10 protein-coding genes are annotated in these 13,124 nt (G+C 74.6%); 7 read left to right on the top strand and 3 right to left on the bottom strand.

Translation table 11 applies throughout. The features are described 5' to 3' along the window. Positions 1 to 986: 986 nt before the first annotated feature. Positions 987 to 1,916: a hypothetical protein gene (locus J4557_RS42790; protein WP_307800530.1), complete on the bottom strand. Its 930-nt coding sequence runs from the start codon at positions 1,914 to 1,916 to the stop codon at positions 987 to 989. A gap of 130 nt (positions 1,917 to 2,046) precedes the next feature. Further along, complete coding sequence (locus tag J4557_RS51320) at positions 2,047 to 4,677, bottom strand: SpoIIE family protein phosphatase (RefSeq protein ID WP_208272554.1); 2,631 nt, start codon at positions 4,675 to 4,677, stop codon at positions 2,047 to 2,049. Positions 4,678 to 4,869: 192 nt separating this feature from the next. On the opposite strand from J4557_RS51320, the gene J4557_RS42780 reads away from it, so the two are divergent. The 7 genes from J4557_RS42780 (at position 4,870) to J4557_RS42740 (ending at position 11,601) form a co-directional block, all read left to right on the top strand. Further along, positions 4,870 to 5,589, top strand: coding sequence for a TetR/AcrR family transcriptional regulator (locus J4557_RS42780; protein WP_208272553.1), 720 nt, complete (start codon positions 4,870 to 4,872; stop codon positions 5,587 to 5,589). A 487-nt stretch (positions 5,590 to 6,076) separates the two neighbouring features. Further along, a complete protein-coding gene (locus tag J4557_RS42775) occupies positions 6,077 to 6,658 on the top strand; it encodes a sigma-70 family RNA polymerase sigma factor (RefSeq protein WP_208272552.1) in 582 nt (193 codons plus the stop codon). 171 nt (positions 6,659 to 6,829) lie between these two features. Further along, entirely contained in the window at positions 6,830 to 7,213 is a 384-nt protein-coding gene (locus J4557_RS42770) for an SSI family serine proteinase inhibitor (protein WP_208272551.1), read from the top strand. 131 nt (positions 7,214 to 7,344) lie between these two features. Next, the gene (locus J4557_RS42765; protein WP_208272550.1) at positions 7,345 to 7,767 is read left to right on the top strand and encodes a CBS domain-containing protein; all 423 of its coding nucleotides are present in this window, start codon (positions 7,345 to 7,347) and stop codon (positions 7,765 to 7,767) included. Positions 7,768 to 7,834: 67 nt separating this feature from the next. Beyond that, a complete protein-coding gene (locus tag J4557_RS42755) occupies positions 7,835 to 8,737 on the top strand; it encodes an ANTAR domain-containing protein (protein WP_307800529.1) in 903 nt (300 codons plus the stop codon). A 130-nt stretch (positions 8,738 to 8,867) separates the two neighbouring features. Then, entirely contained in the window at positions 8,868 to 10,955 is a 2,088-nt protein-coding gene (locus tag J4557_RS42745; RefSeq protein WP_307800528.1) for a SpoIIE family protein phosphatase, read from the top strand. 139 nt (positions 10,956 to 11,094) lie between these two features. Beyond that, entirely contained in the window at positions 11,095 to 11,601 is a 507-nt protein-coding gene (locus J4557_RS42740; RefSeq protein WP_208272549.1) for a DUF6328 family protein, read from the top strand. 22 nt (positions 11,602 to 11,623) lie between these two features. On the opposite strand, the gene proS is transcribed toward J4557_RS42740, so the two are convergent. Beyond that, positions 11,624 to 13,072: a proline--tRNA ligase gene (gene proS / locus J4557_RS42735; protein ID WP_307800527.1), complete on the bottom strand. Its 1,449-nt coding sequence runs from the start codon at positions 13,070 to 13,072 to the stop codon at positions 11,624 to 11,626. Between the last annotated feature and the right edge of the window lie 52 nt (positions 13,073 to 13,124).

The raw sequence follows: 13,124 nt of genomic DNA, 5'->3' as shown, positions 1-13,124 counted from the left end.
TGGACGGCGAGGAGGAGGACACCGTCGCCTCGGGAGACGCCGTCTCCGCGCCTGGGGCCTGCTGCCCCCACGGGGCGGGGGCGGCCTCCGGGGACGGTTCCGCGGGGCGCGCCTCCGGCACGTGCGGCGCCCACTGCGAGGACTCGGCGGACGTCTCAGACGGCGCCCCTGGACCCGGATCGCGGGCCGACCACGGCGCCGGCGCGGAGCCGGCAGGTGGCTCGGCCGACGGCGCCGGATCGCGCGGCGTCCAATCCGCGGGCTCTGTGGCCGCCGGCTCGGCGGGGCGTGCGGGTGAGGAGTCCGTAGGACGTGCCCCAGCATCCTCGGGCGTCCACGGGGCGGGGGTGGCCTCCGAGGCCGGCTCCGCGGGGCGCGCCTCCGGCACGTGCGGCGCCCACTGCGGGGAGCCTGCGTCCGACGGGTCGGCGGGGGACGCCAACTGCGGTCCCCACGGGGCGGGGGTGGACTCGGACGGCGGCGCCGCAGGGCGGGTCTCCGGTGCGTGCGGTGTCCAGCCCATGGGGGGCGGCTCGGGCGAGGGCGCCGCGGGCTGTGCCGCCGGATCGTGGGGCGTCCACGGGGCGGGGGCGGACGGCGGCGTTGCGGGCGGGGTCTCCGGCGTGCGGGGCGTCCACGACGAGGGTTCTCGGGGCGCGTACGACGGCGGGTCCGCGGGGGCGCCGGCGATGGCGCCTCGGGGCGTCCACGGCGGCTCGGCGGAGGAGGGGGGCGGTGAGGGAGATGTGCCCGGCGGGTAAGGCGATTCGGCGGTGGGCGGCGGGGCCTCGGGCTGGGGTGGGACGGGGATCCAGTCGGCGGGCTCCTCCGGGCGGGACCTGCTCCTTCCCGCGACGTGGACGTCGCCGGGGTGGGGTGCGGGCGGACCGCTGTCTTCGGGGTCGGGTCCGGGACGGTCGCGTGGGCCGAATCTCACGGTGACGATCCTGCGCTCTGGACGCGGGGCTCGGCAAGCGGGACGGAGGTCAACGGCGGCCGTCCTGGGCGCCGAAGAGGACGGCGCAGAGGGATTCCAGGCGGTCGGGGCCGTCGCCGGCGGGCAGCACGGTGAGGACGGGCTCGCCGGCCTCGCCGGGCGTGTCGGGCTCGGCGGGCGCGCCGGGTTCGCCGGGCGTGTCGAGGCGGAGCCGGACGGCCACCTCGCGGCGCAGGGGCTCGTCGGTGCCCTGGGCGGCGGCGATGTCCTGGAGGCCGACGGAGACGGTCTCGGGGAGGTCGACGACGAGGGGCTGCTCGCCGGCGGGGAGGCGCTCCTGCCAGAGGTCGAGGACGCGGCGGGCGAGGCCGTTGAGGAGGCGTCCCCAGGGGACGACGAGGGCGGGCGGGACGTTCTCGGTCTGCAGTTCGAGGAGCCCGAACCGGGCGAGGCCCTTGGTGGCGAACCAGAAGCCGTGCGGTCCCGAGGTGTGCGGGAGGAGCATCCAGTCGGTGAGCCGGACGGCGCCGTCGGGCTCCGGCAGGGAGCGGGTGAGGTGGTCGTGGGCGAGGATCTGCGGGGTGAACACGTCGATGACGGGGGCGGAGCGGGCGGCGGCGACGGCCCCGGCGACGGTGCGGGCCGCCCATTCGTGGGCGGGCGGGTGTCCTGGGCGGTAGGCGGCGCGGACGGCGAGGATGTGGGAGGCGGTGTCGAGGGCGGCGAGTTCGGCCGGTGAGGCGCCGTAGGCGGCGAGGAGGTCGGCGGGCAGCGGCGGGAACTCGCCGGCGGGCCGCTGGTCGAGGGTGACCATGGGGCTGCCGAGCATGCCGAGGACGAGGTCGCGCAGCGGGGGCCGGGTCCGGGCGGCGACCTCGTCGTACGCGAGTTCGCCGGGGTCGGGGATCGGCGCGGTGAGCACGACGGCGTACGTGGCGTAGAGGGTCTCCGGGACCGGCAGGGTCAGCTTCTCGCCCACTTCGTCCCCCGATGGACCGTTGATGCGCTTCGACACTATCGATCTCAACGGAAGGGGCCGTGGGAAACTATCTGTCGCAGAGGGGACAGTTACCTCCCACCGGTGGGAGGCGAACCCCCGACCACCGGGTTCACTCCGGGAGGCGGTGCTCGAACCACACCACCTTTCCGCCGTCGGTGCGGTGGGTGCCCCAGCAGGCGGCGATGTGGCTGACGAGATGGAGGCCGCGCCCGGACTCCGCGGTGGCGTCGGCGTGCCGGAGGTGGGGCATGTCCTGACCGTCGTCGTAGACCTCGCAGAGCAGGGCGTCGCCGCGGATGAGCCGCAGCACGATGGCCCCGGCGCCGTGCAGCAGGGCGTTGGTGACCAGCTCGCTGACCAGCAGCTGGACGGTGTCGGCGACCGCGTCGAGGCGCCATTCGGCGAGCTTGAAGGCGACCTGGGCGCGGGTCCGCGAGACCATGCTCGGCTCGGGTTCCAGCTCCCAGACGGCGACGTCGTCCTTGGGGATGCCGTCGAGGCCGACGGCGACGATGGCGATGTCGTCGGCGGGGGCGGTGGTGGCGAGGGCGTCGAGGAGGGCGTCGCAGGTCGCGTCGAGCGGGCGGTCGGGCCCGGCGAGCAGGGCGCGCAGCTCTTCGAGGCCCTGGTCGATGTCGCGGTCGCGGCGTTCGAGCAGCCCGTCGGTGCACAGGACGAGCCGGGAGCCGTCCTCGACCTCGATCTCCATGGTCTCGAACGGTTCGCCGCCGACGCCGATCGGCAGGCCGGCGGGGACGGGCAGCACCCGGCTCTCGCCGCCGTCCGACACCAGGACGGGCGGGACGTGCCCGGCGTTGGCGAAACTGCAGCGCCGGGCGACCGGGTCGTACACGGCGTACAGGCAGGTGGCGACGTAGCCCTCGCCGAGCCGCCGGGCGAGCGCGTCGAGCTGGCGGAGCAGCAGGTCGGGGCGCATGTCCTCGACGGCGAGGGTGCGGACCGCGGTGCGCATCTGGCCCATGATCGCGGCGGAGGTGAGGCCGTGCCCCATGACGTCGCCGACGACGATGCCGAGGCGGCGGCCGGGCAGCGGGAACGCGTCGAACCAGTCGCCGCCGACCTGCGCGGCCTGGCCGGCGGGCCGGTAGCGGTAGTGGACGCGGGCGCCGGGGACCTCGGGCGGGTCGGCGGGCAGCATGCTGCGCTGCAGCTCCTGCGCGACCTGGACCTCGCGCCGGTAGAGCCGGCCGTTGTCGACGCACAGCGCGGCGCGGCGGGCGAGCTCGTCGACCATGGCGAGGTCGAGGTCGTCGAAGCCGGGCCGGTCGGGCTTGCGCAGCAGCTTGAAGGTGCCGAGCACGCGGCCGCGCGCGATCAGCGGGACGATCAGCAGGTCGCGGCCGGTGAGCAGGGGACTCAGGTCGCGGCCGCCGAACGAGGTGGACAGCCGGGCCGCGAACTCGGCGTCGACCTGCCGGACGTGCACGGCGCGGCCGGTGCGCATGGCGCGGACGAACGGGGTGCCGCGCCCCAGCACGAGCGTCTCGCCCTCCGGGACGGTCCCTTCCCAGTGTCCGGGCTCGTCGTTGTGGGCGACGGCGACGCGCCGCATCACGGCGGTCTCGTCGAGGTCGGCGGACGGCTGGGCGGACTCGGCGGCGACGCCTTCGAGGAGTTCGACGGCGGCGAAGTCGGCGACCCGCGGGACGAGGACCTCGGCGAGGGTGCGGGCGGCCTGGAGGTGGTCGAGGGAACCACCGATCTGCTGCCCGGCCTCGCTGAGGAAGGTCAGGGTCTCGTTCTCGTCCGTGCCGGACGCGCCGGACGTGCGGGACGGGGCGGGTGCGACGCCGTCCCGGTCGTCGTGGTCGGCGGCGGCGGTGTGCGGGGAGACGGCGCGGGGGCGGATGCGCAGGGCCCGGGGCATGTCGCCGATGTGCGGGACGACGGGAAGCCGGACGGTGACGCTGAGCGAGACGGCGGGCTGGCCGAGCGCGAGGACGCGGGACACGATGGCCTCGGTGGCGGCGGCTCCGGCGGCGGGGAGCAGCTCGGCGAGGCGGCGTGCGAGGGGGCCGTCGCCGCGTCCGGAGCCGTTGCCGGTGAGCGCGTCCCCGCCGACAACGTCCCCTCTGACACCACCCCCGCCGACACCGTCCCCGCCGGCCCCTTCCATGGCGTCCAGGGGCGCCCCCTCGACGGCGGTGCCGTCCGGGGCGGTCTGGTCCGTGGGCGGCGCGAGGACGGGTTCGACGCGCAGCAGCCGGGCTCCGGCGGCGCGCCGGGCGGCGCCGTCGGGCGCGGCGACGAGGACGCCGTCCATGGCCAGGCCGGGACCGTCCTCGCGGAGCCGGCGCAGGTCGGCGGCCAGCGCGAGGACGCGGACGTTGCGGGCGCCGCGGTCGCCGTCCGGTTCGATCGGGTACACCCACCAGCCGACCTCGGCGGCCCGGCCGTCGTCGGCGCGGGGCACCATGCAGGCGCCGCACCAGACGTGCCCGAAGACCTCGGGTTCGAAGGCGCCGCGGTGCTCCTGCGGCAGCCGCAGCAGCGAGGCGGGGGAACGGCCGGCGGCCTGCAGCGGGCCGGCGCCGAAGAGCTCGGTGGCGGCGTGGTTCCAGTGGTTGATGCGGCCCTGCTCGTTGAGCGTGAACGCGGCCATGCTCACGACGCCGAGCAGGGGCTGGTCGAGGAAACGGGGCGGTCTGGCCCCGGCCCGCTGATCGGGCGGGGCCGCCGCGGCCCCGGTCAGCGGCGGCTGGTTTTCGGCGATGGTCACGCTGGGCCCCTCCCTGGGCGGTGATGCTCACTGCATCCGGCGACCCACGGTGAAGGGGACGTTACCTCGGGTGAGGGACATTCGCCCGTGTTCTCGCGAACTCGGCAGGAGTCGCGGCCGCCCATGACGGGTGAGCGCTCACTCAGTATGCTGGGGTGCTACCGTCCGGCGACGGAAGGGAAGGTGGCGCGGGTGGCGGCGGGCAAGGAGCCGATGCGGGAGCGCATCCTCGCGGCGGCGGTCGAGGTGATCAGGCAGCGCGGCGTCACCGCCGCGACGACCAAGGAGATCGCGCGGAGCGCCGGCGTCTCCGAGGGCAGCCTCTACAACCACTTCGCCAACAAGACCGCGCTGTTCGCGGCGGCGCTGGGCGAGGTCACCGCCACCGCGCGGACGGCCATGGCGGCCCTCGCCGGGTCCGCCGGCCAGGGGACGGTCGAGGGCAACCTCGCCCGGCTGGCCGCCGGCATGGTGCGCTTCTACGGGGAGCTGCTGCCGATGATCGGGCCGGTGCTCGCGGACCCGGACCTGATCGCCTGGCTGCGCGCGGACGGGCCCGTCCAGGCGCAGCGGGAGGCCGCCGCCGGCCGCGCCCCGGACCCCGCGCTCCCGCCCGGATCCCCCGGCGGGCCGCCGTCCGGTCCGCCCGGGGGCCCGGCGTCCGGGCCGGTCCTCGGGCATGCGGCACTGATCGGCTACCTGGAGGCGGAGCGGCGGGCGGGACGGCTGTCGGCGGCGGCTCCGCTGCCGGCCATCGCCGCCGCCCTGCTCGGCGGCTGCCAGCAGCACGCGTTCCTGATCCGGCTCGCGGGGCCGGAGACGGTCGCGGCGGGCGCCCGGCTCCCGGACGACCCCGAGGAGTTCGCCGAGCAGCTCGTCCGGGCCGTCCTGGCGGGCCACCTGCCGCCCTGACACCGGACCTTCGCCGGCTCACCCCGTCCTCGCTGGTTTCGGCGCCGGCAGGGGGCTTATAGCGCCGCCTCGACCCCGGTCCGGCCGACACGCCACGGTATGTGACGGACACCACGCAACCTTCCGGCCCCGTTCCGGCGTCTTACCTATCGGGAAGCCACTGAAGCGTGGATGCGCCCGACCGAGTACGGCCCGCGACGTCCCGGACCCCGGGGTCGCCCTGGCAGCGCCGGCCCGCGCACCCGCCGCCCGGCCCGCGCCGCCGCGAAGCCGAGCCCCCGACCACGCCGGACCGTCTCCCCCGGAGACGAGCACGAACCCGCGAGGACCATGTCGCTGGAGCGTGCCAAACGCCGGCCCGAACCCGTCGGGAACGGTGGCGCGTACCACCTGTACGGGGGGCGGTCATTTCCGCCCGGCACGCGCGTGCCGCCGAGCACGCGCCAGCAACCGGCCCCTCACGGGGTCACGACCACGGGGAGCGACGATGACCGCTGTCACCATGCCCGTCCGCATCGAGAACACCGAGCGCTACGAGCGCGACGTCCTGCCGCTGGCCGACCCGCTGTACGCCAGCGCCGTGCGGATGACGCGCAACAGCGCCGACGCCGAGGACCTCGTCCAGGAGACCCTGGCCAAGGCCTACGTGAACTTCCACCAGTTCCAGGAGGGCACGAACCTCAAGGCGTGGCTGCACCGGATCCTCACCAACAACTTCATCAACACCTACCGCAAGAAGCAGCGCGAGCCCCAGCGGGCCGGCTCCGAGGAGCTGGAGGAGTGGCAGATCGCGCAGGCCGAGGCGCACTCGTCCGGGTTCCGGTCCGCCGAGTCCGAGGCGCTGGACCGCATCCCCGACTCCGACGTGATCGACGCGCTGCGCGCGCTGCCGAAGGACTTCCGGGACGCCGTCTACCTCGCCGACGTCGAGGGCTACGCCTACAAGGAGATCGCCGAGATGATGGGCACCCCCATCGGCACGGTGATGTCCCGCCTGCACCGCGGCCGCAAGCAGCTCCGCGAGGCCCTCGCGGGCCACAAGCGCGCCGCGCACATCCTGGCCGCCTGACCCGGGGCGGCGCCGGCCGGGGGCCCCGCCCCCGCCCCTGGCCCCGGCCCTTCCCGCCTTCCGACTCGATCCCGCGGTTACCCCGTGACCGCGGGATCGTGCGTTCCCCTGCACGTTCGGTAGTCACATGGATACATTGAGCGATGGTCCCTCCGACCATCGGGAGTAGCCATGTCGAACACCACCGCCGTCCTGGCGGGCGCGCTGATCGCCCTCTCGCCCGCCGTTCCCGCGCACTACCACGGAGGCGGCACGACGTCCCTCCGGCTCACGCTCACCCATCCCGGGCGCACCGCGTCGAGCACGCACACCGTGACCCTCCGCTGCGACCCTCCGGGCGGGCGGCACCCCGATCCCGCCCGTGCCTGCTCCGAGCTGGACGGCTCCGGCGGGAAGTTCGCGCACGCGCCGGACGGCCGCATGTGCACCCAGGTCTACGCGCCCGTCGTGGCGCAGGCGAAGGGGCGCTGGCACGGCGAACCGGTGTCGTTCCGCGCGCGCTACGGCAACGACTGCGTGATGCACTCCCGCACCGGGACCGTATTCGCCTTCTAACGGCACGGTGTTCGCGTTCTGAGGAGCTCCCCACCAGTTCACCAAGACCGTCCGCATAGGTACGCCAACGGTGGGTAAGGCGCGCACACGGGCCACGCGAGCCGCCGGTCACTCGAGAGGATGTGCGCGCGATGCCACGACGGGTCAGCGACGTCATGACCCCGGCTCCACAGGCGCTGCCGCTGGACGCGACGCTGTACGAGGCGGCCCGGGTGATGCGGGACGAGGGCATCGGCGACGTCCTGGTCACCTACGCCGGGCAGCTGTGCGGGATGGTCACCGACCGGGACATCGTCGTGCGGGCCGTCGCGGAGAGCCGCGACACGTCGCTGACGCCGCTCGGCGAGGTGTGCACCGCCGAGCTGTGCACCGTGCACCCCGAGGACGACACCGAGACGGCGGCGCGGCTGATGATCGAGCGGAGCGTCCGGAGGCTGCCGGTGGTGGACGGCGGCCGGCGGCCCGTCGGCATCGTGTCCATCGGCGATCTCGCGGTGGCGGACGGGCAGCGGGGCCCGCTCCCCGAGATCAGCAAGGCCCCGCCGAACAACTGACCGGCCCCGGCCGCGGAGAACGGGCGGCCATCCCCGGCATGACGTGGCGCAGGATAACGTCATAAGCGTGGCTCCAACCGAAACGGTGCTCACCGACCAGCTCGCCGTGGAGATCGCCCGGCTGGGGATGGTCGGCGAGTCCTCCGACGTCGGCACCCTGCACCGGGTCGCCGAGCTGGCGTCGCGCGCCGTGCACGGGTGCGCGGGCGCCGCGTGCGTCCGCTGGGCGATCCCGCCGGCGTCCCTCGGCGACCCCGTCGCGGTCGCCGCGCTCGGGGCGTCGCCGGATCCGGTGCCGCGGCCTCCGGACGTCCCGCGCGTCCCGAGGCAGCAGCACGCCCCGGGAGGGGGCACGGCCGACCCCGACCTCGCGGACATGGCCGGGGACGTCGCGCCGGACGAGCTGCCCTCTCCGGACGCGGAGCGGCCCGAGCCGCTGGCCGTGGCCGCCAGCCACCCCGACCTCGCCGAGATCACCGACCGGCAGCTGTCGCGGGGACGCGGCCCCATCTTCGACGTCGTCCTGGACCGCCGCACGCTGAGCTGCGACGACATCCTGGTCGAGACCCGCTGGCCGGAGGCCGTGTCGGACATGCTGCGCCGCGGGGTGCGGTGCTTCACCACGTCCCCGCACCTGAACCCGCCGGTGCTGGTCACGCTGACGCTGTACGGGGTCACGCCGAAGTCGCTCGGCCCCGACCGGCTCGCGCTCGTCTCGCTGCTGCTGGCGCAGGGCAGCGCGACGATGTCGAACGCGCAGCAGTACGACGACGTGCACCGGACCGCCGCGCAGCTGCAGGAGGCGGTGGAGGCGCGGGCCGTCGTCGACCAGGCGAAGGGCATCCTGATGCACGCGCTCGGCTGCGACGCCGACGAGGCTTTCGCGGAGATGCGCCGCATCTCCCAGACGCGGCATGTGAAACTGACCGCACTGGCCCAGCGGATCGTCGGTGACCAGGGGCTCCGTTAGGTCCCGCGCTAGGAGCACGGAGGTGACCGGCATAGGCTGCGAGATGCAGTCGCCGAGACTGCGGTCCGGATGAGCGGAGCCGCGAAACCGACCCTTTTCGACCTTGCCTCGGGGCACAGAGGGAGACCCGTTGCACGATCAGCCCGATCAGCTCGAACCCGAGTCCCTGGTACGGGAGATCTCGGATCTCGAGGGACGCATCGGCGAGCTGCGCCAGGCCGCCGGCATGCCCGAGGCGGACCTGCGGGCCACCCTCGACGCGGCGCTCGTGGAGCTCGATCTGGCGGTCACGGCGCTGCGCACCCTGGGCGCCGACCAGGGCACCGAGCAGGGCGGGTCGAACGCGGCCGAGAACGAGCGGCGGGTGCTGCGGACGGTCTTCCAGGACGCGCCCGTGCCGCTGTTCCTGCTCGACCGCAACACGAGCGTCCGGCGGGTGAACCGCCAGGCCGCGGAGCTGCTGGGCACCTCGTCCGGTTACGTCTCCGGCAAGCAGTTCACCGCGTTCTGCGACCTGGCGACCCGCGCCGCGGTCCGCTCGCAGCTGGCCGCGGTGGTGCGGACGGGACGGCGGCGGCGGGTGCCGGTGCGGTTCCTCGGCCGGGAGCGTCCGGTCGACGCGATCATCACGCTGGCCCGGGTATGGATCCGCGGGGAGCCGGACCCGATGGTGGTCGTCGCGGCGGGCGCCGCGCGCCCCTCGGCGGACGCCCCGGGCACCGCCGACGGGACCGCGGCCGCGGCCGCCGCCGGCACGGCGGAACGCGGCGCACCGGCGAAGCGGGACGGCGGGAAGCGGTCCGCGCGACGGCCGGACGCGGGCGCGGGAGCGCCGCAGGTGCCGGAGCCGGCGTCGCCGCCGCAGGCGCGGGCGCCGCAGCCGCAGACCCGCATCGACGACGAGGCCGTGGCCACGATCGTGCACCGGATGGACGTGCTGGCCACCGCGAGCGAGCTGCTCCTGGACGAGCCGGTCTTCAACGAGACGGTCGCGGTCCGGCGGTGCGCCCGGCTGCTGGCCGCCGAGCTGGCCGACTGGGCGTTCATCGACCTGACCGGCCCGAACGGCGGCGCGTCCGGGCAGGGCGGCGGCGCCGCGCCGGGATCGGCGCCCGTCCTGCACCGGCAGGTCGTGATGGGGCCGGACGACGAGTACTCCGTCGAGGCGGCGCGGACGCTCCAGGAGCTGCACCCGGCCGCCGGAACGCTCCCGCACGACGTGTTCGTCACCCGGCAGAGCGCCCTGCGCCCGCATCTGGAGAGCCTGGACGAGCTGGGCAAGGCCTCCGACGGCGTCCCGATCTGCGCGAAGATCGGCGCGACGTCGCTGCTGAGCGTGCCGGTGGAGGACGGCGACCGGTGCCTCGGCGCGATCACGCTCGCGTCCGGCGGCGAGTACGGGCCGTTCGACCTGATGGACCTCGGGGTCGTGCAGCGGCTCGGCCGCTACCTGGCGCTGGTGATCCGGGCGGCGCGGCTCTACCGCCGCCGCGCGGAGGTCGCCGACTCGCTCCAGGCGAGCCTGCTGCCGCGGGCGCTGCCCGCCATCCCGGGGGCGACGGTCGCGGCGCGCTACCTGACGGCGACGCACGGCGCGGACGTCGGCGGCGACTTCTACGACGTGTTCCGCGTCGGGGACGGCTGGGGGCTCGTCCTCGGCGACGTGTGCGGCAAGGGCGAGGACGCGGCGGCCGTGACCGCGACGGCGCGGCACTGCATGCGGCTCGGGGCGCGGTGGAGGTCGACTCCGGGCGACATCCTCGGCATCGCGAACGAGGCGCTGCTGGACGAGGACCGGTTCGTCACCGCGATCATGGCGGGGCTGGAGATCACGGCGGAGCGGTTCACGGTGTCGCTGGGCACCGCCGGCCACCCGCCGGCGATCGTGGTCCGCGCGGACGGGGTGATCAGGTCGGCGTCCCGGGGCGGCGTGCCGCTCGGCCTGTTCGAGGACTTCGAGGCCGGCTCGGACACCATCGACCTCGGTGTCGGCGACACGCTGATCCTGCACTCGGACGGGGTGCTGGAGGCGTGCGACCACGCGCGCCAGGAGTTCGGCCAGGAGCGGCTGCTGGAGGCGCTGGCGGGCCAGGCGGGCGGCACCCCGGAGGAGATGCTCGGCGCGGTGGAGCAGGCGCTGCTGGAGTTCTGCGACGGCGACCTGCGCGACGACGTGTCGATGGTGGCGCTCCGCAGGGAGCCCCCGACGCTCGACTGACGCCCCGGAACCCGCGAGGGCCCGGCGCCCGATGGAGGCTCGACGCCCGCGAGAGGGCCCGGCGTTCGCACGGGGTACCGGCGCCCGGCTGTGGCGCAGACCCGGCACTGACGGGCGTTTTGCCGGGTAAAGGGATCTCATGAGCGTCGACCCCTCGTCCAAGCCGCGCAACGAGACCGAGCACGAGCGGCTCGACCGGCAGCTGATGGAGCTGCTCCAAGGCTTCCGGGTGGCCACCACGGGCGTGCAGGTGCTGTTCGCGTTCCTGCTGACCGTCCCGTTCTCCAAAGGATTCGCGCAGGTCGACGACACCGGGAGGGCGCTGTTCTACGTGGCGCTGTTCGGTGCGGCGCTCGCCTCGATCTGCTTCATCGCGCCGGTGTTCCAGCACCGGATCCTGTTCCAGCTCAACAAGAAGGCGCTGCTGATCCAGCGGGCGAACCGGTTCGGCATCATCGGCGCGTTCGCGCTGGCGGTCTCGATCACCGCGTCCACCACGCTGATCGTGCAGACGCTCGCGGCGGAGGCGGCGGCGATCGGTGCGGCGGTGGCCGTCCTGGCGCTGTGCGGGTGGGCGTGGTTCGTCCAGCCGTACCTGACCCGGCTGTCGGCGGAGGGCCGCGCGGAGCGGAGGGAGAGCTCCTGACCGCGCGGCGCCCGCCGCCGGCTCAGTACGCCTTGCCGAAGATCACGCGCTTGCCGTAGGCGGACGGCTGCCCGCACTTGACGCACACGCCGGTCTCCTCCGGCGCCTCGGCCGGGATGACCCGCGGGGTCGCGGCGGTCTCGGCCTTGATCTCGTCCTCGCAGGCGGTGGCGCCGCAGTGGAACGCGCGGGCCCAGCCGCCGGCGACCTGCGCGGTGAACGCGTCCCAGGAGTCCACGGCGGCGGTGTGCTCCTCGCGGAACGCCTCGGCCCGGGCCAGCAGGAACGACTGGAACTCGGCGAGCATCCCGGGCAGCACCTCGGGCACCTTCTCCAGCGGGATCTGCTCCTTGCCCTGCCCCTCGACGGTCGGGAGCCGCCGGACGACGGTCGCGACGCCGCCCTCGATGTCGCGCTTGCCGAGCTCGATGCGGATCGGGACGCCGCGCATCTCCCACTCGTTGAACTTGAACCCGGGCGACAGCTGCGGCCGGTTGTCGTCGACGTGCACGCGGATGCCCATCGACTTGATCGCGGCGCCGAGCCGGCGCGCCTCCGCGGCGGCCTGCTCGCCCTGCTCCTTGCGGCCGATCGGGACGATCACGACCTGGTAGGGGGCGAGGCGCGGCGGCAGCACGAGGCCCTTGTCGTCCCCGTGCGTCATGATCATGCCGCCGATCATGCGGGTGCTCATGCCCCAGGACGTGGTGTGCGCCAGCGTCAGCTTGCCCGCCTCGTCCTGGTACTGGATCTCGAAGGCCTTGGCGAAGTTCGTGCCGAGGTAGTGCGACGTGCCGGCCTGCAGGGCGCGGCCGTCCCGCATCATGCCCTCGATGGTGTACGTGCGGACGGCGCCGGCGAACCGCTCGCCGGGCGTCTTCTCACCGGCGATCACCGGCATCGCCGCGAGCTCGCGCGCCACGCTCGCGTAGGCGTCCAGCGCCCACATCGTCTCGCGCATCGCGTCGCTCTCGTCGATGTGCGCGGTGTGCCCCTCCTGCCAGAGGAACTCGGTGGTGCGCAGGAACATCCGCGGGCGCATCTCCCAGCGGACCACGTTCGCCCACTGGTTCAGCAGCAGCGGCAGGTCGCGGTGCGAGTCGATCCACTTGGCCATGTACTCGCCGATGACCGTCTCGGAGGTCGGCCGCATGACCAGCGGCTCCTCCAGGTCCTTGCCGCCGGCGTGCGTCACGACGGCGAGCTCCGGGGAGAAGCCCTCGACGTGCTCGGCCTCGCGCTTGAAGTAGGACTCCGGGATCAGCATCGGGAAGCACGCGTTGTCGTGCCCCGCGTCCTTGATGCGCCGGTCCAGGTCCGCCTGGAGCAGCTCCCACACCCGGTAACCGTACGGGCGGATGACCATCGTGCCGCGAACCGGACCGCGGTCGACGAGCTGGGCCTGCACGACCAGCTCGTTGTACCAGGCGGAGAAATCCTCGCTCTGCGGCGTCACACCTTCTCGACTCACAGCGAACAAGGGTACTGACCGGCGGCGGGGGCTCGGGCCGCTTCGCTACCCT

The organism is Actinomadura nitritigenes (genome assembly GCF_017573545.1).
Lineage (GTDB): Bacteria > Actinomycetota > Actinomycetes > Streptosporangiales > Streptosporangiaceae > Spirillospora > Spirillospora nitritigenes.
Note: the sequence above shows the minus strand (reverse complement) of the source record. Positions and strands in the feature narration are given on the sequence as shown.

Excerpts from the sequence above, each read along its gene's own strand:
- J4557_RS42775 (WP_208272552.1), top strand. The coding sequence starts at position 6,077 with ATGACCGCTGTCACCATGCCCGTCCGCATCGAGAACACCGAGCGCTAC.
- J4557_RS42770 (WP_208272551.1), top strand. The coding sequence starts at position 6,830 with ATGTCGAACACCACCGCCGTCCTGGCGGGCGCGCTGATCGCCCTCTCG.
- J4557_RS42765 (WP_208272550.1), top strand. The coding sequence starts at position 7,345 with ATGCCACGACGGGTCAGCGACGTCATGACCCCGGCTCCACAGGCGCTG.
- J4557_RS42740 (WP_208272549.1), top strand. The coding sequence starts at position 11,095 with ATGAGCGTCGACCCCTCGTCCAAGCCGCGCAACGAGACCGAGCACGAG.